The organism is Micromonospora sp. SL1-18, assembly GCF_047921505.1.
Classification (GTDB): domain Bacteria; phylum Actinomycetota; class Actinomycetes; order Mycobacteriales; family Micromonosporaceae; genus Micromonospora.
Map to the genome: position 1 here is coordinate 117588 of NZ_JBLROA010000010.1, position 22148 is coordinate 139735.

Annotated in this window: 20 protein-coding genes and 1 pseudogene; 4 read left to right on the forward strand and 17 right to left on the reverse strand. The window is 70.8% G+C overall.

What is annotated here, in order from left to right; all coding sequences use genetic code 11:
• Nucleotides 1–88 precede the first annotated feature (88 nt).
• Nucleotides 89–388, forward strand: coding sequence for a hypothetical protein (locus tag ACNAW0_RS06995; protein WP_416286893.1), 300 nt, complete (start codon nucleotides 89–91; stop codon nucleotides 386–388).
• A gap of 116 nt (nucleotides 389–504) precedes the next feature.
• Here the strand turns inward: ACNAW0_RS06995 and mycP are convergent, their stop codons facing one another.
• From mycP to nrdR, 12 genes and pseudogenes are all read right to left on the reverse strand, one after another.
• On the reverse strand, nucleotides 505–2028 hold the full coding sequence (gene mycP / locus ACNAW0_RS07000) for a type VII secretion-associated serine protease mycosin (protein ID WP_416286894.1): 1524 nt from the start codon (nucleotides 2026–2028) through the stop codon (nucleotides 505–507).
• Between the two features lie 10 nt (nucleotides 2029–2038).
• Entirely contained in the window at nucleotides 2039–3418 is a 1380-nt protein-coding gene (locus ACNAW0_RS07005) for a hypothetical protein (RefSeq protein ID WP_416286895.1), read from the reverse strand.
• Nucleotides 3419–3491: 73 nt separating this feature from the next.
• On the reverse strand, nucleotides 3492–3806 hold the full coding sequence (locus ACNAW0_RS07010) for a hypothetical protein (RefSeq protein WP_416286896.1): 315 nt from the start codon (nucleotides 3804–3806) through the stop codon (nucleotides 3492–3494).
• Nucleotide 3807: 1 nt separating this feature from the next.
• On the reverse strand, nucleotides 3808–4527 hold the full coding sequence (locus ACNAW0_RS07015) for a hypothetical protein (RefSeq protein ID WP_416286897.1): 720 nt from the start codon (nucleotides 4525–4527) through the stop codon (nucleotides 3808–3810).
• 26 nt (nucleotides 4528–4553) lie between these two features.
• A complete protein-coding gene (locus ACNAW0_RS07020) occupies nucleotides 4554–4886 on the reverse strand; it encodes a hypothetical protein (RefSeq protein WP_416286898.1) in 333 nt (110 codons plus the stop codon).
• Nucleotides 4883–5200 carry a hypothetical protein gene (locus ACNAW0_RS07025; protein ID WP_416286899.1) on the reverse strand — a complete coding sequence of 106 codons (318 nt, stop codon included), beginning with the start codon at nucleotides 5198–5200 and terminating at the stop codon, nucleotides 4883–4885. Before ACNAW0_RS07025 ends, ACNAW0_RS07020 begins: the two co-directional genes overlap by 4 nt.
• A gap of 434 nt (nucleotides 5201–5634) precedes the next feature.
• Nucleotides 5635–5955 (reverse strand): helix-turn-helix domain-containing protein, encoded by a 321-nt coding sequence (locus tag ACNAW0_RS07030; protein ID WP_416286900.1) that lies wholly within the window; start codon nucleotides 5953–5955, stop codon nucleotides 5635–5637.
• Entirely contained in the window at nucleotides 5952–6323 is a 372-nt protein-coding gene (locus ACNAW0_RS07035; protein ID WP_416286901.1) for a tyrosine-type recombinase/integrase, read from the reverse strand. The genes ACNAW0_RS07030 and ACNAW0_RS07035 overlap by 4 nt, the downstream gene beginning before the upstream one ends.
• A gap of 11 nt (nucleotides 6324–6334) precedes the next feature.
• The gene (locus tag ACNAW0_RS07040; protein ID WP_416286902.1) at nucleotides 6335–6967 is read right to left on the reverse strand and encodes a hypothetical protein; all 633 of its coding nucleotides are present in this window, start codon (nucleotides 6965–6967) and stop codon (nucleotides 6335–6337) included.
• Nucleotides 6968–7253: 286 nt separating this feature from the next.
• Complete coding sequence (locus ACNAW0_RS07045; protein WP_416286921.1) at nucleotides 7254–10967, reverse strand: vitamin B12-dependent ribonucleotide reductase; 3714 nt, start codon at nucleotides 10965–10967, stop codon at nucleotides 7254–7256.
• Nucleotides 10965–11219: pseudogene (locus ACNAW0_RS07050) on the reverse strand (hypothetical protein); the annotation flags it as partial. The gene ACNAW0_RS07045 and the pseudogene ACNAW0_RS07050, both read right to left, overlap by 3 nt.
• Before the next feature lie 184 nt (nucleotides 11220–11403).
• The gene (gene nrdR, locus ACNAW0_RS07055; RefSeq protein ID WP_416286903.1) at nucleotides 11404–11904 is read right to left on the reverse strand and encodes a transcriptional regulator NrdR; all 501 of its coding nucleotides are present in this window, start codon (nucleotides 11902–11904) and stop codon (nucleotides 11404–11406) included.
• Between the two features lie 479 nt (nucleotides 11905–12383).
• Between nrdR and lexA the strand changes: the two genes are divergently transcribed.
• On the forward strand, nucleotides 12384–13169 hold the full coding sequence (lexA, locus tag ACNAW0_RS07060; RefSeq protein ID WP_416286904.1) for a transcriptional repressor LexA: 786 nt from the start codon (nucleotides 12384–12386) through the stop codon (nucleotides 13167–13169).
• A 70-nt stretch (nucleotides 13170–13239) separates the two neighbouring features.
• Here lexA and ACNAW0_RS07065 read toward each other — a convergent pair whose 3' ends face one another.
• Complete coding sequence (locus ACNAW0_RS07065) at nucleotides 13240–14808, reverse strand: hypothetical protein (RefSeq protein ID WP_416286905.1); 1569 nt, start codon at nucleotides 14806–14808, stop codon at nucleotides 13240–13242.
• A 50-nt stretch (nucleotides 14809–14858) separates the two neighbouring features.
• Complete coding sequence (gene hflX / locus ACNAW0_RS07070; protein WP_416286906.1) at nucleotides 14859–16322, reverse strand: GTPase HflX; 1464 nt, start codon at nucleotides 16320–16322, stop codon at nucleotides 14859–14861.
• A 158-nt stretch (nucleotides 16323–16480) separates the two neighbouring features.
• On the opposite strand from hflX, the gene ACNAW0_RS07075 reads away from it, so the two are divergent.
• Nucleotides 16481–17992, forward strand: a complete 1512-nt coding sequence (locus ACNAW0_RS07075; RefSeq protein ID WP_416286907.1) for an NAD-dependent malic enzyme — start codon at nucleotides 16481–16483, stop codon at nucleotides 17990–17992.
• A 174-nt stretch (nucleotides 17993–18166) separates the two neighbouring features.
• Here ACNAW0_RS07075 and dapF read toward each other — a convergent pair whose 3' ends face one another.
• The 3 genes from dapF to ACNAW0_RS07090 are packed head-to-tail and all read right to left on the reverse strand — an operon-like array spanning nucleotide 18167 to nucleotide 20644.
• Complete coding sequence (gene dapF / locus ACNAW0_RS07080) at nucleotides 18167–19012, reverse strand: diaminopimelate epimerase (protein WP_416286908.1); 846 nt, start codon at nucleotides 19010–19012, stop codon at nucleotides 18167–18169.
• A gap of 7 nt (nucleotides 19013–19019) precedes the next feature.
• The gene (gene miaA, locus ACNAW0_RS07085; protein WP_416286909.1) at nucleotides 19020–19931 is read right to left on the reverse strand and encodes a tRNA (adenosine(37)-N6)-dimethylallyltransferase MiaA; all 912 of its coding nucleotides are present in this window, start codon (nucleotides 19929–19931) and stop codon (nucleotides 19020–19022) included.
• Nucleotides 19928–20644, reverse strand: a complete 717-nt coding sequence (locus ACNAW0_RS07090; protein ID WP_416286910.1) for a class III extradiol dioxygenase subunit B-like domain-containing protein — start codon at nucleotides 20642–20644, stop codon at nucleotides 19928–19930. Before ACNAW0_RS07090 ends, miaA begins: the two co-directional genes overlap by 4 nt.
• Nucleotides 20645–20845: 201 nt before the next feature.
• On the opposite strand from ACNAW0_RS07090, the gene ACNAW0_RS07095 reads away from it, so the two are divergent.
• A complete protein-coding gene (locus ACNAW0_RS07095) occupies nucleotides 20846–22054 on the forward strand; it encodes a DUF349 domain-containing protein (protein ID WP_416286911.1) in 1209 nt (402 codons plus the stop codon).
• Nucleotides 22055–22148 lie beyond the last annotated feature (94 nt).

Consider the following 22148-nt stretch of genomic DNA (forward strand, 5'->3'; position numbering starts at 1 on the left):
CTCGCAGCCAACACGAGCGCGCCGCCGGCGCCTACTGCACGTCGGGCCACGAACGCCTCGCCTCGGCCAGTGCATCCTCGGCCGGCCCATGCTCCGCTTCCAGCATCTCGGAAAGCTCCGCGAGGAGATCCAGCTCAGGCTGCCTGGCGACCGCCTCGGTGACGTATTGGCCGAGCTCGCCGCGCCCCGGCAGCTCTGGTGTCAGATGGATGCCTCCGTCGGCACTGCCCTCGTCGGATGCCGGAAGCGTGCCGCCCCTTCCGGCGTTGGGGTGGTGACCGCGACCGGGTCGACGGTGATGAGGTTCTGCGGCTCACCGCTGGTGCTCCTTCCGGTGCCTGGCGACGGCCTGCCAGACCTCGGCGAGGGTGACCCGGCGGGGTCCTAGTGTTTATCTCGTAGGCGGTCACAAAGCCGATCGAGCCCGTTCAGTGGGCGGTTCCCGAGCCACAAGGAAGGCGTGGCCGGCCAGTGACGCGCAGGTCACTCGGCCGGCCACGACGATCAGGACCGGTTCCCGTCCGGTGGTGGCGCGGTAGGCCCGCTCGGCAGCGGGGCATAGCCGGGGGGCTGGGGGTAGCCATCCGGAGTCTGCCCTGCGACCGGCGGGGTGTAACCCGCCCCCGGGGGGTAGACCGGTGTGGCAGCATGACCGCTTGGCGCGGCCGGGGCTCCCGCCGGCGGGGGGTGTGCTCCTGGAGCGGGCGGAGTAGCTGGCGCGGCGTAACCCTGGGCTGGCGGAGGCACCGGAGGCCCGTAGCCGGCCGGGACCGGCGGGGCACCGGGTGAGCCGTAGCCGCCGGGCGGGACCTGGTCGAGCAGTTCGTCCGGGACGATGGCGGGGAGGGCCGTCTGGCGGCGGTAGCGGCGGCGGTTCCAGATCAGGAAGATCGCCAGTGCCAGCAGGATCACCAGCACCACGGCGATGCCGATGCCGATCACCATGACCTGCTGGTCGGTGGGGCCGCCCTGGTCGCCGTACTTGGTCACGTCCACGTTGTCGTCCTCGGCCGCCTGGGCGGGGGCGCTGGCCGTGGCGGCGGGGTCGAGCAGCGGGTTCGCGGAGACGGCCGGCACGTTCGCGGTCAGCGCCGCCGTCGGGTTGATCCGCCCGAAACCGTACTGCGGGTCACGGCCGGGCGGGCCAGCGTCCCGGGCGGTCTTGATGATCCGGTTGATCACGTTCGACGCGTCCAGGTTCGGATACTTCGACCGGATCAGCGCCGCGATGCCAGAGACGATCGCGGTGGCGTCGGAGGTGCCGTCCGCCCAGGCGTAGCCGGGCTGGCCGTCGATGGAGTTCGCGGTGTTGAAGATGCGAACCGCGGGCGCCGCCACCACTGCCTCCGGCCCCTGTGCTGACCCGGACCAGAAGGTGCCGCCGCGGCTCGTCCCGGTCACGGCGATCACACCAGGGACGCTCGCGGGGGCGATGACGTCGACGTGCCCCTCGGCGGTATTGCCCGCGCCAGCGACCACCACGACGTCCCGGTCGAGGGCGTACTTGATGGCGCTCTCGACGTCGGACCTGGCCGCGCCAGGCCAACCGTACGACACGTTGATCACCTTGGCGCCGCCATCGACGGCCATCCGGATGCCGAGGGCGACCGCGTCGTTGCTGCTCTTATCGTTGCCCTTGTACAGCTTGATCGGCAGGATCTGCGCGCTGGGGGCGATACCGGTCACGCCGTCGGGGCCGGCGTTCGTGGCGGCGATGATGCCGGCTATGTGGGTGCCGTGGCCGTCCTCGTCGGCCCGCCCGTCGCCGGACGCGCCGTAGCTGCGGCCGCCCGGCAGCACCCGGCCTCTGAGGTCCGGGTGGGTGGCGTCGACACCACTGTCCACCACGGCGACGATCACGCCCCCTCCGGTGGACAGCTTGTGTGCCTGGTCGATGCGGAGTTCGTCCAGGTACCACTGCTCGGCCCGGCGGGGCGCGGCGGCCGCCGGTTGGGCAGCGCCCGCCACCATGAGCCCTGCCGCCAAGGCGGCCGCGACCGGCCGGAGCGTGCCGACGTTCAACCTCATCCGTCCGTCCTCATCGCAGGATGCCAGGGGAGGCGGCGTCACCGGTGCCCCACGGATCGTCGTCCTCAGTCAACCACGACGAGTGCTCAGCTACATTGCCGCCGTGCCTCGCACCGCCGTGGCCGCCCATCATCCCGCTGGCGCCGCCACGCAGACCGCCCGCGCCGGCGGGGGTCGCGTTGCGCAGCGCGCTGGCCGCGCTGGTCATCGGCGGCACCTTGCCGTTGCCGCCGCCGATCATGCCGGGGATCCCGCCCACACCGATCCCGCCGGCCGTACTGCCGCCAGGCGAGCCGGACCCGAAACCACCGCCGCTGCCGAGCCCGTTGAGGCCGCCACCGCCACTGCCGAGGCCGGTCGGACCGTTGTACCCGCCGCCGATGGTGTTTGGGCCGCCGGCGCCGGCCAGGCCGCTGCCGTAGTCACGGCCACCGGTGTCCGGGTAACCGGCCTCGGTGGACGGCGCGTAGGAGCCCGCGCCATCGCCGAGGCTGCCACCGGTGGGCGGAGGCGCGATGGACGAGTGGCCGCCACTGTAGGAGCCGGAACCGCCAAGGCCCGACGCGCTGACCACGGAGGCACCGCCGCCGAGGCTCCCGCCAGCGCCCGAACCGCCACCACCGGTCGGCGACGTCTTCGGCTGCTGACGGTCGAGATTGGGGTCGATCCGGCTGCCATCCGGCTCGGGTACGACCAGCCGGGGCCGTTCGGTCTCCACCGCCTTCGGCAGCGGGGACATGGCGCTGTTGGCCGCCTGCAGGTTGTCGTTGTACCAGTTGTTCAGGTGGGAGGTGGTGTCCCACCAGCCGCCCCGCTTGTGATCCTCGGCCTTCCCGTCGATCTTCATGGTCGCTTCGAGGTCGTCGGCCTTCTCGCGGAACGCGCCGTCGGCGTACGAAGCGGGGTTGCTCTGGTAGTCCTTGCGCAGCGCGGCGAGGAAACCCGACACATTCTCCCCATCGCCGGCGTCGTCCAGCTCGGTGCCGTTGGGCAGGCTCCACTCGTTCCAGCCGAAGTCGTCTATCAGCGGGATCGGGATGCTGGCAACCGCCTTGTGGATGTCAGCCTCGATCCGCGACAGCGCGCCGCTGACGTTACTCGCGTTGGTGATCAGCTCCTCGATGTCCTTGCCGATCTCCCCGAGGTGCTCCCGGTATGCGTCACCGCCGCTGCCCTTCCAGTCAGCGAGCAGGCCCGGGAGACCGCCGGCGTGCGGGCGCTCCGTGCCGGGCGCGATCGGGCCGACGAACGACCGCCCGACCAGCGAGTCCCGCAGGTAGCCCAACGTGGTGGAAAGATTGTTCCACCCCACACTCACCGAGCCGACCGTCTCCGGGTCCGCCGTTAGCGTCACCTCGCGGACGCAGCGCTCCCAGGTTCGTCCTGCCATGACCGTCTCCCCCTCAGGCCGTGTACGGGTATTCCGGATTGGAGCGCGATGCCTGAGCCCGGCCGTGGGCGGGTCAATCCCCGTGCTCGTCGAAGCGGGTCCGGGCGTCGGCGAGGAGCCGTTCCTGCTCCTCGGGTGTCAACTCCGCCTGCCACCGCTGGAAGCGCCCGATCGCCTCCGACATCTGGGCGGCTAGGGCCTCGCTGCCGGCGGCGGCGCGCAGCAAGACTCGACCAGAGAGGACCTCCCGTGCCATCGCCGCCAGTTCGGGGCTCGCGGCGCCGTCGGCGAGCCGGTGCAGGCTGTTGCGCACCTCGTCGGCGAGCGCCGGGCTGCCGGCCATTTGGGTTAGGTCGCGGTTCAGGTCGTCATCCTGTTGGTCCGGCACGTCAGCCTCCGGGCGCGGCGTAGGCGAGGGTGGGCAGCTTGATGGCGGACAGGTCGCCGCCTTGGTAGGCGACGTCCATACCGGTGCCGAAGAGGCCGAGAATGACCGTGCCGGCGGTGTTGATCAGCGTGGACGCCTTGTTGATCAGTGCGAGCATGTCCACCACCATCAGCGCCGCGACCCCGTAGCCGACCACTGCGCCCACGCCGGTCTCTGCGGTGGCGGTGCCCGCGGCGGCGGCGATGCCGGCGATGATCGCCTTGTCGGCGAGCGCCTGGAGGATGTTGCCGAGCTGGTTGGAGAGCTGCCAGGCTCCGGTCGCGGCTTTGTGGTAATTGTCCCGGATCTCGTACAGCTCCAGCTGTTGGCTGCTGGTGGCAGATGCCAGCCGGGAGAAGTACTGGTACGCGGCGTCGCTGGCCTGGCCGTCCCACTCCCCGTCCAGGTCGACCATGCCCTGCTGGATGTTCATGCCGATCTGCTGCATGCAGGCGGCGAGGTTGCCCATCGCGTCGCCGAACTTCCAGATGGCCTCCCAGTCCCCGCTTAGCCAGGTGGTCATCCAGCCGAAGACGTCGACCCCGGTCAGCTTCTGGATAGCCGCGTTGAGCCAGGCTGACGGGCTCACGTAGTTGAAGAGGTCGAGCGGGTTCGCGAAGCCGTTGCTGACGCTGCTGTCCGGCTTGGCCGGCCCCACCAGGAACCGGGTCGGATCCTCCATCATGGCCTCCCAGACCGTGAGAGCGGTCAGTCGCGGCTGGGGGAGGGCCGCGGTACGGACGGATAGGTGGCGTCAAGGTCGCTGGCGACCTCGACGTCGGTGTGCTCGTACCGGTCGGCCACATGCTTCAGCGCCGTGCCAGAGGCATCAGCCAGCTCGTGGAGGTGGCCAAGCAGCTTGTCGAGCGCGGCGACCAGATTCCGGTGCCCGGGAGCGGCCATCCCGAGCAGGCCACGCTCGTGCATGCTGAACGAGCCGTGCTTGTGGACGTAATCCTTCGCGGTGTTGGCTGCCCTGTCAGCCTCGGCGAGCTGCCCGGCGTAGGTGCGCAGTGCCGGAGGGTGCACGGAGAAGGTCATGCTCCGCCCGTCGTATTCAACACGAGGGCCACAACGATCACCAGTCCCAGGCCGACACCGGCGAGGATGAAGCTACGCCGCCACAGCATCCGCGCCCGGTCGGGGTCGGTGGTGCGGTGCAGCCGCGCGGCGGCCGTGACCGAGGGGATGAACGAGAACGCCGGCAGGGGGAGCAGCAGCCAGCCCCACCAGGGGACGCCATCACCGGTCGCGGCGGCCACCGCCACACCGAACACGACGAGAAGGTAGACGCCCGCCAGGAGCACAGCGACCTTGCCGGCCAGACGGCGCATCTCCAGGGTCGGGTCGATCACTCAATCCTCCCGCTACGGAATTCGCGAGTGATTCTAACGGAGCGTGGTCGTTACCCGCTGCCCCTGAACCGGCCATCCACGTGACCCGCCAGGTGTCCCGCACCGGGTTTGATGGAGACATCGAAACCTGGGAGGAACACCAGCGATGCCCGCACCGAAGAAGTACAACGATGAGTTGCGTGAGCGTGCGACCCGGTTGGCGGTCGAGGCCCGTCGGGATCCGGCGTCCGCGGTCGGAGCGATCCGTCGGATCGCCGGTCAGCTCGGGGGCTCATCGAGGTTGCGCAACGAAACACCGTGATCGGCCCCAACCGAGGCCAGCAGAGTTGCGGCGTCCTCGCTGGTGGTGCCGGGGAGGGCTAAGACCAGCGCGGCGGTGGTCCGAGCTTTCCTGGCCTCCCGCTGGTGGGCCCGCCGCTCGTCGCGGCTGCGGCTCACGACTCTAGGCGGCGGATAGTGGTCCGCCGGGCGCGGATCGGTGCGGGCGCCTTCTCGCCGGCGGCCTTGGCGACCTGGCTGTTGATGGTCTTCACCTCGATGAGGTCGTTCGGGGTGCACGCGAGGACATCGCAGAGCGCGGCGAGGGTATCCATCGACAGCCGTTGTGGTGGCTGGGTGACCAGCCGGAACACCTGCTCACGGGACAGATGGACACCGCGTTCGGCCAGCGGGCCGACCAAGTCGGTGGTCTGGAACATGTCCCGGGTAGCCATCAGCCGACGCAGGTTCCAAACGATCTCCACTTTCTTGATCATTCGTCCTCCCACAGATCCGGGTGACGGTCCTTCAGCGAGCGCTGCACCAGCCGGTTACGGTACTCGTCCGACACCCCGGTGTAGATCGCCGTGGTGCTCGCGTAGGCGTGGCCGACCTGCAACGAGATGAGCTTCTCGGGGTAGTCGAACTCCACGAGGTGAGTGACGTAACTGTGCCGCAGTGAATGCAGGTTGAGCTCGCGTGGCAGCCCGGCGTCATCCCTGGCCTGCACGAACGCCGCGTTGAGCCGGTCGAGGGACAGACGGCTGGCCCGTTCGGTGACGAACAGCGCAGGGTTCTTGCCCGGCGACAGGGCCGGCCGGACCTCGGTAAGCCAGTGGTCGAGGACGTCGACGATCCAGTCCATCTCAACGACGGTCAGCACGTGCGGCGCTTGGGCGGGCTGCCGTTGGAGGACTTGCCGTAGCGGACATACAGCCCGCCGAACCGGCCGAACTGGGGGATCTTGGGGTTGCGGCGCAGGTCGGCCACGTCCAGCATTCGCGCCTCGGCCCGGCGGAGCCCGTAGGCGTAGACAGTTTTAAGCAGGGCGGCATCTCGCGTCGCGGTGAGCGCGCCCTTGCGTCTGCGGGCGCGCGTCTGTTCCACCCGTCCATCGACGGCGTCGAAAAGGGCCTGGACCTCGTCGTAGGTGAGCGGGCGGCGGCCCGGCTGGCCCTCGTACTCGACTGTGTGGGCGACCCGGTTGTCCTCGTGGAAGACCTGCTGCGGGGCCTGCCCGAACCGCTCCAGGCACTGCTCGGCCCACCCGTAGCGGCGGTCGGTCAGGAAGGTCATGAACAGCGCCAGCGTCGTCTCATAGCCTCGGCCCGTCGACATCATGATCGGGCGTTTGCGGCCGGGTGAGCGCAGGTGGGCAATGAAAGCCTCGCCGTCGGTGGGCTGCCACTCCCAAGGGTAGGCGTTCGTAAACTCCACTAGCCGCCGCACCAACTGCACGCGAGACTCGATCGTCGCGTCCTTCAGGAACCGGGCCTGCTGCTGGCGCACCCAGCCACCCAGCATCGCCTCCAGCAGGGCGGGCTTGGGGTCCAGATGGACGACCCCCGTCGACCAGTTCCAGGTGCGTCGAACCCGGCAGATCAGCTGCTCTCGCCACAGAAGCCTGCGTTGCATTAGATGCAACAATGTTGAGGCAACTCAAGCCCGGTTGCAAGCACCCTGCTCAGGGGCGCAGGAGGGGGATCCGGACATCTCCGGATCCCCCTCCTGACCTGCGACTACGTCATGTTGCCGCTCAGCCCGAATGTTGCATTTGATGCAACTCGCGACCCTTTCAGCTGCAGCCGCTGGTGGAGCCGCAGCCCTCGCAGACGTAGCAGCTACCGGCGGGCCGCATCTTCGTGCCGCAGGTGAAGCAGAGCGGCGCGTCGGCAGCCTTGCCGATCACGGCCTCCAGCAGCTCGGTGCTGGAGCCGACCGACGGCGCCGGCTTGACGGCGGCGACGTCCGCGACCTCCTGCTTCGGCTGGGCGACCGCGCCGGTCTTCGGCTCGAGCACCTCGACCGGGGCGGAGGCGGCCATCGCGGCGAGGTCCGCGCCGCTCGCCTCCGCCTCCGCCTCGGCCTGGAGCTGGGCGGCCCGCTCCTTGGCAGTGAAGATGCCCAGCTCCGCGCGGCGCTCATACGGCAGGAAGTCCAGGGCCAGGCGACGGAAGATGTAGTCCATCACCGAGGCCGCCATCCGCACGTCCGGGTCGTCGGTCATGCCGGCCGGCTCGAAGCGCATGTTGGTGAACTTGCTGACGTACGTCTCCAGCGGGACGCCGTACTGGAGACCGATGGAGATGGCCACCGAGAAGGCGTCCATCACGCCGGCCAGGGTCGAGCCCTGCTTCGACATCTTGAGGAAGACCTCGCCGAGGCCGTCGTCCGGGTACGACGAGGCGGTGAGGTAGCCCTCGGCGCCGCCGACCGAGAAGGAGATCGTCTCCGACGGGCGCTTCTTCGGCAGCCGCTTGCGCACCGGCCGGTACTCGACGACCTTCTCCACCACCTTCTCGACCTGGGCGGCCGGGGTTTCGGCGGTGGCCTTGTTCGGCTTGGCGGCCGACAGCGGCTGGCCGACCTTGCAGTTGTCCCGGTAGATCGCCAGCGCCTTGAGGCCGAGCTTCCAGCCCTCGAAGTAGATCTTCTCGACGTCCTCGACGGTCGCCTGCTCCGGCATGTTGACCGTCTTGGAGATGGCGCCGGAGATGAACGGCTGGACGGCCGCCATCATCCGCACGTGGCCCATCGGCGCGATGGACCGCTCACCCATGGCGCAGTCGAAGACCGGGTAGTGCTCCGGCTTCAGGCCGGGGGCGTCGACCACGTGGCCGTGGTCGGCGATGTGCTCGACGATCGCCTCGACCTGCTCCTCGGGGTAGCCGAGGCTGCGAAGGGCGCGCGGCACGGTCTGGTTGACGATCTGCATCGAGCCGCCGCCGACCAGCTTCTTGAACTTGACCAGGGCCAAATCGGGCTCAACGCCCGTAGTGTCACAATCCATCATCAAACCGATGGTTCCGGTAGGCGCGAGTACTGCGGCCTGCGAGTTCCGCCAGCCGTTCTTGTCACCGACCTTGTTGCCCAGGGTCCACTGCTTGGTGGCCTCCCGCTGGATGGCGGTGGCCACGGCGCCGGTCGGCTTGATCTCGTCGTTGGCGGCGGCGTGCTTGCGCATGACCCGCTTGTGCGCCTCGGCGTTGCGGGCGTAGCCGTCGTACGCGCCGACGATGCCGGCCAGCTCCGCCGAGCGGCGGTACGCCGTGCCGGTCATCAGCGAGGTGATCGCTGCGGCGACGTCCCGGCCCTGCTCCGAGTCGTACGGCAGGCCGGAGGCCATCAGCAGCGCGCCCAGGTTGGCGTACCCGATGCCGAGCTGCCGGTAGGCGCGGCTGGTCTCGCCGATCTTCTCTGTCGGGAAGTCGGCGAAGCAGATCGAGATGTCCATCGCGGTGATGACCAGCTCGACCGACTTGACGAACTTCGTCACCTCGAAGCCGCCGTCGGCGCGCATGAACTTCATCAGGTTCAGCGAGGCCAGGTTGCACGAGGAGTTGTCCAGGTGCAGGTATTCCGAGCAGTTCCGGACCACGACGCCGTTGGCGATGTACGAGTGGTTACGCGGCTCGGACAGGTTGTAGGTGGTCTCGACACCGTCGAACTCGCGCTTCACCAGCTTGGCGGTCTGGTCCGTACGGTAGAAGCGATGCTCCCGCAACCAGCAAGCGAGCCGTTCCGCCTTACGCGGGTGCGCGAAGCCGATCGCGGCGGCGAACGTGGGGATGTTCGCTCCGGTGATCCGAAGATCGTAGAGCTGTCCGCCGACGTAGGTGCGTTCTTCACCCTCGACCGTCCTGTACGCGAAGGAAGGGCTTCCCTCGTGCCGCGTGGCGTAAATCCGGCTGCCGATGCCGAAGCAGCTCAGCATCCGCTGCACGTCGCGAAGCAGCTCGACGGAGACTGAGCCGAGACCGACGTAGCGGCTGCCGTTCGCGGTCTCGGCTGCACAGCCGTCCGCGTCGAACAGGCCCCGGAGAAACTCCGCCTGGATTTCCACCGGCGCCTCCAGGGCGGCCGCCGGGATTCGCTTGTCGGCGGCTTTTCCTGTGCTGATCCCGAGCCCGGTCAGGAAGTCCACCACCGCCGATCGGCCGACGCGCAACTGGACGGTGCCGTTGGGCTGCTCGGACGGCTTCGGCGTAAAGCCGAGGATCTCTGTGAGCAGCGTCTGGTGCCGGGGCAGGAACGTCTCCCGCTCCTCATTGCTGTACACCCAGGTGGCGACCGGGTTGTCACCACGTACCTCGCTACCTGCACGCACGCATCCGTCACCGGTGAGCCAGCCCAAAAGGTGGGCGAATTCCTCGGTCCACTTCTCCGGCAGCCGGGACTGCCGCTGCCACTTGGTGGTCACCACGTCACCGGGTGCCACCGACGTGCCGGGGCGCATGGCGAACGAGCGGGAAGCGGCAACCGCCGGGGTTGGCAGGTTGAGCGGGAGTATCTGGTCCTCGTTGGTCAGCTCCCGCGCCTCAACATAGCCGCGGTTGGTGGTCCAGATCCGATGGTTCGGCGTGCAGCGCAGCACCATGCCGTTGCTGAACTCGAGGCGCAGGATCTCGTTCGTACCCGTGATCATCAGCGCTTCGGGGGTGGTCAGCTCGATCCGGTCGGCGGGTGCCTCTGGGTTGGTGGCGTCATGGGTGTAGACGCCGAACGTCTCGCCCTGCCGCGCCCGATCAATCAGGGCGTCGAACCGGATCAGACCCTTGTCCGTGTGCACGAGGGTGTCCGCCGTGAAGCACGGGTTCGACGCGGTGATCCGGCCGGTCTCCGGGCAGGTGTGCCAGTCGTTGATGGTGTCGTCGTACTGCAGGCCGGGGTCGGCGCACTCCCAGGCGGCCTGGGAGATGGTCCGGAACAGCTTCTTCGCGTCGATCGTCTCGATGGTCTGCCCGTCGAGCCGGCCGCGCAGGTCGAAGCCGCCGCCGTTCTCCACCGCGGTCATGAACTCGTCGGACACCCGGACCGAGTTGTTGGCGTTCTGGTACTGCACGCTGACGATGTCGGCGCCGCCCAGGTCCATGTCGAAGCCGGCGTCCCGCAGCGCGCGGATCTTGTCCTCCTCGCGCGCCTTGGTGACCACGAACTCCTCGATGTCCGGGTGGTCCACGTCGAGGATGACCATCTTGGCCGCGCGCCGGGTGGCGCCGCCGGACTTTATGGTCCCCGCGGACGCGTCCGCGCCGCGCATGAAGCTGACCGGGCCGGAGGCGGTGCCGCCGGAGGAGAGCAGCTCCTTGGAGGAGCGGATCCGGGACAGGTTGACCCCGGAGCCGGAGCCACCCTTGAAGATCAGCCCCTCCTCCTTGTACCAGTCCAGGATGGAGTCCATCGAGTCGTCGACGGCCAGGATGAAGCACGCGCTGACCTGCTGCGGCGACGGCGTGCCCACGTTGAACCAGACCGGCGAGTTGAAGCTGAACACCTGGTGCAGCAGCATCCAGGTCAGCTCGTGCGCGAAGATCTCCGCGTCGGCCGGGGTGGCGAAGTAGCCGTACTCCTCACCGGCGGTGCGGTAGGTGCCGACCACCCGGTCGATCAGCTGCTTGAGCGACCACTCCCGCTCCGGGGTCCCCACCGCGCCCCGGAAGTACTTCGTGGTCACGATGTTGGCCGCGTTGACCGACCAGGACTCGGGGAACTCCACCCCGCGCTGCTCGAAGTTGATCGAGCCGTCCCGCCAGTTCGTCATCACGACGTCGCGGCGCTCCCAGGTGACCTCGTCGTAGGGATGCACCCCCTCGGTCGTCCAGACGCGCTCGATCTTCAGACCCGCCCCGGCCTTGTTCCGTGACTTGCTGGTCGTCACGCCGTCGCCCCCCTCGTCTGCGCGCGGTCACCCACCGCGCATCGTGAACTGTCAGAAACCCGAAAACTCAGCTGGTAAGGCCGGCGGCCTCGGCCGGCTCGGCCTCGGCGCCCTCCCGGGCGCGCGCGGCGTCCCGCAGCGTCTCGATCTCGCGCTCGAAGTCGGCGAGCGAGTCGAAGGACCGGTAGACGCTGGCGAACCGCAGGTAGGCCACCTCGTCCAGGTCGCGCAGCGGCCCCAGGATGGCCAGCCCCACCTCGTGGCTGGGGAGCTCGGCGGCCCCCTTGGCCCGCACGGTCTCCTCGACCTTCTGCGCCAGCAGCGCGATGGAGTCGTCGTCGACCGGCCGGCCCTGGCACGCCTTGCGCACCCCGCCGATGATCTTGGTGCGGCTGAACGGTTCGGTCACCCCGCTGCGCTTGACCACCGCGAGCACCGGCTCCTCGACCGTGGTGAACCGCTTGCCGCACTCCGGGCAGGCCCGCCGCCGCCGGATGAGCTGGCCGTCGTCGGCCTCACGCGAGTCGACGACCCGGGAGTCGGCGTGCCGGCAGTACGGACACCGCATCGCCTGACCTCCTTAATCAACCGCGGGCACACCGAACGGCCCCCGGGCACGCGTCATCGCGACGAAGCCATCGCCCCGATGGCCGCCGCCGGTTGACGATACGGGAGTGCGTTCGGTAGCTGAACCCAACCTGTAGGCGACTTACGCCCATGTGACTACTACATCTAGGGGTTGACCGTATGCCGTCGCCCCAGTGAGGTCAAGTTGGCCGGCGTGTCCGGCGCGTCGCGCCAGCCCTCCGTCACAGATGGAACACGCGTTCGAGAGCGACGTAGTATTAGCAGAACAGGCGTTCGGAAATCCAGGATTTCACCACGACACGCCGACAACAGGTCGTACAGATGTTTGAAAATGGCCGATCTCACCTATACGGTCAACAACGACCGGATGCGGCGTGTCGTGTCGAGCCGGTCGGCAGCACCACCTGAGCACGCACCACGAGCCGACGAGGCACCCAGCGCCGACCAGGGAGGACGGACGTGACCGAGGACCGGGCCAGCCGGCAGAAGAACCCGCAGCCGATCGACGGGGCGGGTCCGCCGGCGACCCGCCGACCCCGCGCCGCGCGCAGCCGGGCGGCCCAGCCCGCCGTGCGCCCGGTCACGCCGGTGGCAAGCAGCTTCCCCGACCCGGCGACGGTCGACCTGACCGCCCGGCAGCGTCGGATCCTGGAGTTCATCCGCGCCTGGGTGGAGCGCCACGGCTACCCGCCGAGCGTGCGCGAGATCGGCGAAGCGGTCGGCCTGGTCTCCCCGTCCAGCGTCGCCTACCAGCTCAAGGAGCTGGAGAAGAAGGGCTTCCTGCGTCGCGATCCCAACCGGCCGCGCGCGGTCGACGTCCGCGCCCCCGGCGACGTGCTCGACGACGAGGCGGCCCGCGCACAGCGGCCCGCCCCGGCGTACGTGCCGATGCTGGGCCGGATCGCCGCCGGTGGCCCGATCCTCGCCGAGCAGGCGGTGGAGGACATCTTCCCCCTCCCCCGCGAGCTGGTGGGTGAGGGCGAGGTCTTCATGCTCCAGGTCAAGGGCGACTCGATGCTCGACGCCGCCATCTGCGACGGCGACTGGGTGGTGGTCCGGCAGCAGCCGAACGCCGAGGTCGGCGACATCGTGGCCGCCATGCTCGACGGCGAGGCGACCGTGAAGACCTACCGGCGCCGCGATGGGCACGTCTGGCTGATGCCGCAGAACCCGGCCTTCGACCCGATCCCCGGCGACGACGCCACCATCATGGGTCGGGTGGTCGCCGTGCTGCGCCGGATCTGACAACCGATCGGGTGACCGTCAGCGTGGCGGTCACCCGACAAGCGGGTTGCGGGAAGCAGACGTCGAAGGCTCAGTAGCGGTCGCCCCGGTGCTCCCGGCCGCCGGCGAGCGGCCCGTACTGGCCCCGGTCGGCGTAGCCGGGGCCGCGGTGACCGGCGCGCGGGTCCCGTGGGTCGGGCTCCCGCCGCGACGGCTCCGCACGCCCGCCGCCGTACACGCCACCACCCTGTGGTGCGCCGCCGCCCGGCCGGCCACCACCCTGTGGTGCGCCGCCGCCCGGTCGGCCACCACCCTGTGGTGCGCCGCCGCCCGGTCGGCCACCACCGTAGACGCCGCCACCGTTCTGCTGGCCGCCACCGTAGACGCCGCCACCACGACCGCCGCCGTCCTGGGGGCGGCCACCGCCGTACACCCCGCCGGCAGCCGGTCGGCCCGGCGCACCGTTGGCCGGGGCGCCCCCGGCGTACACCCCGCCCCGCGGACCGCCCTGCGGACCGCCCCGCGGACCGTCGGGCGGCGCGTCGGGCGGCAGCGGCTTGCGGCGGGCGCGCAGGACGCCGAGGATGCCGGCGAGGACCATCAGCGCGCCGATCACCCCCACGGCCGCGATCAGGTACGTGATCTCGTTCAGGGTCAGTCCCTCGATCCAGGATTTTTCCGCGGCCGGCTTGGTCACGTCCTGGCCGGCTTTGGGCAGCGCTTCGACCCCCGTGGTGGACGGGGTGTAGCTGAGGATGTCGATCGGGTCGGAAGCATCCAGGAGGCCGCCGTCGGAGACCGTGACGTACAACTTGCCGTCCGGCGTGTAGGAGATGGCCTCCCCGAACGGGTCGGCGAGCGGGGTCACCCGCGGCTTGCCGCTGGTCAGCGCGGCGACGATGTCGCCGCCGGTCACGTCGTACTCGAAGGCGTCCGCGTAGGTACGCAGGACGACCCTGGCGCCGTCGGGCGAGCGGGCCGCGCCGGTGATCGTCGCCCGGCCGGGCGCGCCGAGCCTGTTCTCGGTGCTCGTCTTCGGGACGGTGACCTCGCCGACCTTCGTCATCGGCACCGCCTCGGTGTCGCCCGACTTGAGCTTCGCCTCGGGCTTGAAGATCTCCGCCTTGCCGGACGGGTCCTTGGTGATGATCAGCGGCAGGTTGTCGTCGCCGATGAGCAGTGCCTCGGCGTCGTGCGGCTTCTTCTCCGGGTATGACAACCGGTGCAGCACCGGTTGCTTCGAGCCGTCGAGCGGCATGGTCCAGACGGCGACCCGCTCCCGGCGGGTCTTGTTGGTGATGTTGTCGCCCGTATCGGCGATCCAGAGCTTGCCGTCCGGGCCGAGGGCCAGGTCCTCGGTGTCGAACGGGCCCGCGCCCGAGTAGCGGACCTCCTTCGAGACGGCGCACTTCTTGTCGAGGTAGAAGACCCGCTTGTGGCTGTCCAGGTCGCTGCTGTCATTGACCACCACGTAGCCGCTGCTGGTGGCGATGAGACCGGACAGCTCACGCAGCCGCTTGTCCTCAACCGTGCACTTCTTCTTGGGAGCCGCGGCCAGCGCGGGGGCAACGGCGGGAGCCGCCAGGGCGACCCCTGCCGGCGCCACGACCGCGCTGACAAGGCCCAGCGCAATCGTGACCGAGGAGACACTTTGCCGCATGGCGCCAAGTGTCGCATGCCCCGGGTTTCGGGCGGGCGACGCCGGACGGCTCACCGACCGGCGCCGACCCGCTCCTCGGAGACGAGCCGGTCCCCGGCGCGGTACGGCGCCAGTTCGGCGGCGAGCGCCTCGCCCACCCGTACGTGCAGCAGCGTGCCCTCGGGCAGGTGGGAGGTGCTCAGCACCTCGCCCTGCCGGTGCAGCCGGGCCACCAGGTCGCCCCGGTCGTACGGGAGCACCGCGCGGACCTCGACCGCCGGGCGCGGCAGCCGCTGCTCGATCGCCTCGCGCAGCGCCTCGATCCCGCCCCCGGTGTGCGCGGAGGCGAGGACGGCGTCCGGCCAGAGCCGCTTGAGCCGCAGCAGCGTCTCCTCGTCGGCCGTGTCGGTCTTGTTGACCACCAGTAGCTCGGGCAGCCGATCGGCGCCCACCTCGGCGAGCACCTCGCGGACCGCACGCACCTGCTCCTCCGGGTCCGGGTGGGTGCCGTCGACCACGTGCACCACCAGGTCCGCGTCGGCGACCTCCTCCAGGGTCGAGCGGAACGCCTCGACGATCTGGTGCGGCAGGTGCCGGACGAACCCGACCGTGTCGGAGAGGGTGTAGAGCCGGCCGTCGGAGGTGGTGGCCCGCCGGGTGGTCGGGTCCAGGGTGGCGAACAGCGCGTTCTCCACCAGCACGCCCGCCCCGGTGAGCCGGTTGAGCAGGCTGGACTTGCCAGCGTTGGTGTAGCCGGCGATGGCCACCGCGGGCACCGCGTTGCGGGTGCGGCGAGCCCGCTTGGTCTGGCGTACCGTCGTCATGCTCTTGATCTCGCGGCGCAGCTTGGCGATGCGGTGCCGGATCCGGCGCCGGTCGGTCTCCAGCTTGGTCTCACCGGGGCCGCGCAGGCCCACGCCACCACCGGCGCCGCCGCCGCGACCGCTACCACCGGTCTGGCGGGAGAGCGTCTCACCCCAACCGCGCAGCCGCGGCAGCAGGTATTCGAGCTGGGCCAGCTCGACCTGCGCTTTACCTTCGCGGCTCTTGGCGTGCTGGGCGAAGATGTCGAGGATCAGGGCCGTCCGGTCGACCACCTTGACCTTGGTGCGCTGCTCCAGGTTGCGCAGCTGCGACGGGGAGAGTTCACCGTCGCAGATCACCGTGTCGGCGCCGGTGGCGAGCACCACCGCGCCGAGGTCGTCGACCTTGCCCCGGCCGACGTACGTGGCCGGGTCGGGCCGGTTGCGGCGCTGGATCAGCCCTTCGAGCACCTGCGAGCCGGCCGTCTCGGCCAGCGCCGCCAGCTCGGTGAGGCTGTTCTCCGCGTCGGACTGGGTCCCCTCGGTCCAGACGCCCACCAGGACGACCCGCTCCAGCCGCAGCTGGCGGTATTCGACCTCGGTGATGTCGGTGAGCTCGGTGGAGAGGCCGGGGACCCGCCGCAGCGCCTGTCGCTCCGACAGCTCGAACCCGCCGGTGGTGGCGTCGAGCTCGTCGTCTTCGTAGGGAAGGAAGGTCTCCTGCTCTCGCAAACTGCGTCTCCTGTCCGTTATGTGCATCGCCGAGGGATTTTCGGCGCGTACGAGCAATCCTGACATGTGGCAACGCCCGACGCACCTGCTATATGCCCCGTGGCGGTACCCACTAGTAGCGGGGTCGGCTGCCGGGGGACGTGGGCGGGCGAGTAGAAATGCGTGGCGAGGCGATCAGCAATTACGGAGGGGTTCGCGTGGCTATCACCCGGCTACCGAGTGCGGGGTTCTCGATCACGATCCGGCTGGCGGTACCCGCGGACGCCTCCTCCATCGGCCGGCTGACCACCGCGGTGGGCGAGGCCGGAGCCATCGTCACCGCGCTCGACGTGGTCGACTCCGACCCGTCCCACGTGACCGTCGACCTCACCTGTGACACCGCCGACGCCGGCCACGCCGACCAGGTGGTCAAGGCGCTGACCGCACTGGACGGGGTGGACGTCCGTAAGGTCTCCGACCGGACGTTCCTGCTGCACCTCGGTGGCAAGATCGAGGTCAGCCCGAAGGTGGCGCTGCGCACCCGCGACGAGCTGTCCCGCGCGTACACGCCGGGGGTGGCCCGGGTCTGCCAGGCGATCGCCGACAACCCGGCCGACGCCCGCCGGCTCACCATCAAGCGCAACACGGTCGCCGTGGTCAGCGACGGCTCGGCCGTGCTCGGCCTGGGCAACCTCGGCCCGGCCGCCTCGCTGCCGGTGATGGAGGGCAAGGCGGCGCTGTTCAAGCGCTTCGGCGGGGTGGACGCCTGGCCGGTGGTGCTGGACACCCAGGACACCGACGAGATCGTGTCGATCGTCAAGGCGATCGCCCCCGCGTACGGCGGGATCAACCTGGAGGACATCGCCGCGCCGCGCTGCTTCGAGATCGAGGCCCGGCTGCGCGAGGCGCTGGACATCCCGGTCTTCCACGACGACCAGCACGGCACCGCCATCTGCGTGCTCGCCGCGCTGACCAACGCGCTGCGCGTCGTGGGCAAGCGGCTCGCGGACGTCCGGGTGGTGGTCTCCGGCGCCGGCGCGGCCGGCACCGCGATCATGAAGCTGCTGCTCCGGCAGGGCGTGGGCGACGTCATCGCCTACGACCGGCAGGGCGCCCTGCACCGCGGGCTGACCGGCCTCAACCCGGCCTGGCAGTGGCTGGCGGAGAACACCAACAAGGAGAACTACTCCGGCGACCTGCCCGGGGCGGTCCGCGACGCGGACGTCTTCATCGGGGTGAGCGCGCCGAACCTGCTCACCGGCGACGACATCGCCACCATGGCCAAGAACGCGATCGTCTTCGCGCTGGCCAACCCGGACCCGGAGGTCGACCCGCGGGAGGCACGCAAGCACGCCGCGGTGGTCGCCACCGGCCGGTCCGACCAGCCGAACCAGATCAACAACGTGCTCGCCTTTCCCGGCGTCTTCCGCGGCATGCTCGACGCGCACGCCGAGGAGTTCACCGAGGAGATGGCGCTCGCCGCAGCTCAGGCCATCGCGGACGTGGTCGGGGAGGACAAGATCAACCCGACGGTGATCGTGCCGAGCGTCTTCGACTCCCGGGTCGCCCCGGCCGTGGCCGCCGCGGTGCGCGCCGCCGCGCAGAACCCGAGCGCCACCCCGCCCCCGGCCGCCGACCCGGGCCCGGCCGATCTCCCCGAGGTCGCCGCCAGCGCCAGCGCCACCCCCTGACCCACCGCCGCCCCCACCACACCCCGCACCCCCCGGCGGCCAGTGCTGGCCCGCCCAGGTGACGTGGTGGCCGAACCGGCGTGACGGCCAAGCCGGTTCGAGTGGCGGCCCAGCCTGGCGGCCAACCGATCAGCGCCGAAAGGCCCGCTGTGCCTGGTGTCCGCTGGCGCCGGGTCAGGGGAGGAGGGTGGGAAGGGTGATTTCGCCGGTGGCGACCAGGACGGCTGGGCCGGCGAGCCAGCAGGAGTCCGCGGTGACGGTCACCGTGAGGCGGCCGCCGGGGAGATCGACGGCGATCGTGCCGGCGTCCCGGCCGACGTCGTGCAGCGCCACCGCGGCTACCGCGCAGGCGCCGGTGCCGCAGGCGAGCGTCTCCGCCGAGCCGCGCTCGTAGACCCGCATCAGCACATGCCCGTCGGCGCCGGTCACCGGCTCGCCGGGGACGGTGAACTCGACGTTCACCCCGGCGGGAAAGACCGCCGGGTCGACGTCGGGCGCCCGGCTGAGGTCGAGGGCCGCCAGATCCAGGCCGGCCGGCAGGGCGCAGACCAGGTGCGGGTTGCCCACGTCCACCGCCGTGCCGGTCAGGGCCAGCCCGCCCAGGGCGGCGGTGGCCGTGTCGTACAGCCGGGGGTGGCGCATCTCGACGGCGATGCCGTCCCCCTCGATCCGGGCGCGGACCAGGCCAGCCCGGGTGGCGACCGGCAGCGCCGCGCCGGACGGGGCGGCCAGCCCCGTCTCCAGCAGGTAGCGGACGAAGACCCGGGCGCCGTTGCCGCACATCTCGGCGAACGAGCCGTCGGAGTTCCAGTAGTCCATGAACCACTCGGCCTCGCCGGCCAGGGCGACACCCTCCGGGTGCTTGGCGGCGCGGACCACCCGCAGCACGCCGTCCCCGCCGATACCGCGGCGCCGGTCGCAGAGCGCGGCGACCAGCCCGGGCGTCAGGTCGAGCGCCCCGTCCGGGTCGGGCAGGATGACGAAGTCGTTGCCGGCGCCGTGGCCCTTGCTGAACTCCACGCCCCCATCATTGCCGATGGTCGGCGACCACCCGCAGCGCAGTGTCGAGAAACGCAGGCGAGGCCGAGTCCAGCCAGTGGATCCGCGGGTCGCGCCGGAACCAGGAGCGCTGCCGCCGGACGAACCGGCGGGTGGCCCGGATCGTCTCCTCGTACGCCTCGGTCTCGGTCAGTTCCCCGGCCAGGAAGCGCAGCACCTGCTGGTAGCCGAGCGCCCGGCTGGCCGTACGCCCCTCGGGCAGGCCGTGGCCGACCAGCGTCCGGGTCTCGGCGACCAGGCCGTCGGCCCACATCCGGTCCACCCGGCGCGCGATCCGCTCGTCCAGCAGCGCGGTGTCCAGGTCCACCCCGAGCTGCACGGACGGGTAATACGGCGTGGGTTCGGGCAGCGCGGCGGTGAACGGCGCCCCGGTCAGCTCGATCACCTCCAGGGCCCGGACGATCCGCCGCCCGTTGCCCGGCAGGATGCCCGCCGCCGCCGCCGGGTCGGCCGCCTGCAGCCGGGCGTACAGCGGGGCCGGACCGCTCTCGGCCAACTCCGTCTCCAGCCGCTGGCGCACCGCCGGGTCGGTGCCGGGGAACTCGAACTGCTCCAGCACCGCCCGCACATACAGCCCGGAGCCGCCGACCAGCAGCGGCACTCTCCCCCGGGCCAGGATGTCGTCGACCGCCGCGCGGGCCAGCTTCTGGTATTCCGCGACGCTGGCCGGCTCGGTCACCTCCCAGATGTCGAGCAGGTGGTGCGGCACGCCCTCCCGCTCTGCCGGAGTCAGCTTGGCGGTGCCGATGTCCATGCCCCGGTAGAGCTGCATCGAGTCGGCGTTGACCACCTCGCCGTCGAGCGCGTGCGCGAGGGCGATACTCAGCGCCGACTTCCCGGCCGCGGTCGGCCCGACCACGGCGACGACGGTGCCGGTCATCCGCGCGCCCAGCTCGCCACGAAGTAGGACACACCGTAGGGGGCCTGGTAGTAGTCCAGGTCGCCGCGCCAGTCGCCGCCCGCCGCGCGGACCGCGCCGGCCAGCACCTGCCACGGCGCCCGCCCGGCGGCCTTCAGCTCCGCCGACAGCACCGGGTCCAGACCGAGCAGGGCCTCGGCGTCCGCGCCGGCCATGGCCCGGGCCACCCCGTCGTCGTACGCCTGCGCGCGCGGGTCGTCGTAGCCGGGCGCCTTGACACCCCGGCACGCCGACCCGTCCCCCAGCACCAGCAACGCGGTACGCCGCTCCGACTCGGCAACGTCCGCGCCGAGGGCGACACACTCGACCGGGGGCGCGTCGGCGGTCACGGACCGGGCGAACCGGGGCAGATCGGTGCCGGCCCGGCCGACCAGCCACGCGCCGATGGTCAGGCTCAGCGGCAGGATCTCCGCCCCCGAGCAGGCCGTCTTCCACAGCCGCACCGGCCGGTCGAGCCCGAATCCGCGCAGCGAGCCGGAGTCGGCCGCGTCGAACCGCCGTGTCTCCGGACCGCCGCCGAGCAGCAGGATCTCGTCCGGATCGGCAACGAGGAGCCGGGCCAGAGCGGCGTCGCAGGCCGCGCGGAGATCGTCCAGCTCACCGGCGGCGGCGCCGGCCAACTCGGGGACGACCAGGGGCGGGTGGGGGCAGACGGCGGCGGCGACCAGAGGCACCCGTCCAACCTATCCGTAAGCCCCGGTGCGCCCCCGCGCCGATCCACTCATCGAGGGCCTACGACACCGTATGGTCACGGTCGACGACAGGCGCTCGACACGGACCGGGTCGGACCTGTGACAATGCCGGAAGCAACTTTGCTGCGCCGTGGCGGCGATCGGGGGACCATCCCTCGACGCCGGGAGAACGAGGATGGGCACATGAGCGACTGGACTGCCTTCGGACGGGTGGACGCGGACGGCACCGTCTACGTCAAGACCGCCGAGGGCGAGCGGGTGGTCGGATCCTGGCAGGCGGGGGCCCCGGAGGAGGGGTTGGCCCACTTCGCCCGGCGTTTCGACGACCTGGTGACAGAGGTTGACCTGACCGAGGCCCGGCTCAACTCGGGCGCGGCGGACGCCGGGCACTCACTGACCACGATCCGGCGGATCCGCGCCACGCTGGCCGAGGCGCACGTCGTGGGCGACATCGACGCGCTGGCCGCGCGCCTGGACAAGCTGGCCGGGGTGGCCGAGGAGAAGGCCAGCGAGGCCAAGGCGGCCCGGGAGGCCGCCCGCGGCGAGGCCCTGGCCCGCAAGACCGTCCTGGTGGAGGAGGCGGAGAAGCTGGCCGCCGAGTCGACCGGGTGGAAGACCGCCGGAGACCGGCTCAAGGAGATCCTCGAGGAGTGGAAGTCCATCCGCGGGGTCGACAAGAAGACCGACGGTGAGCTGTGGAAGCGGTTCGCCGCCGCCCGGGACGGCTTCACCCGGCGCCGGGGCGCCCACTTCGCCTCGCTGGACCAGCAGCGCAAGCAGGCGCAGTCGGTCAAGGAGGAGCTGGTCGCCGAGGCCGAGAAGCTGAAGGACTCCACCGACTGGGGGGCCACCGCCGGCCAGCTCAAGGACCTCATGACCCAGTGGAAGGCCGCGCCGCGGGCGTCCAAGGAGGCCGAGCAGAAGCTCTGGGAACGGTTCCGGGCGGCGCAGGACGAGTTCTTCACCCGGCGCAGCGAGGTCTTCTCGGCCCGGGACAACGAGCAGCGCGCCAACCTGGAGCGCAAGCAGGCCCTGCTCGTTGAGGCCGAGGCGCTCGACGTCGACGGCGACCCCAAGGGCGCCCAGGCGAAGCTGCGGGAGATCCAGGCGCAGTGGCACGAGGCCGGCCGGGTGCCCCGGGAGGCCGCCGCCGGGCTGGAGCGCCGGCTGCGGACCGTGGACGACAAGGTCCGCGAGGTCATGGACTCGGCGTGGCGGCGTACCGCCCCGCAGGACAACCCGCTGCTCGCCCAGATGCGGACGCAGGTCGCCGAGGCCGAGGACCGGCTGGCCCGGGCGCAGGCCGCCGGGGACGCCCGGCGGGTCAAGGAGGCCGAGCAGGCGCTCGCCTCGAAGCGGCAGTTCCTCCAGCTGGCCGAGCAGACCAGCTGACCTGAGCCGATTCCGGGAGCCCCCGGTCCCACCACGGGACCGGGGGCTTTGCCATGTCACGCCGGGGCCTGGATGACCACGAACAACGCATGAT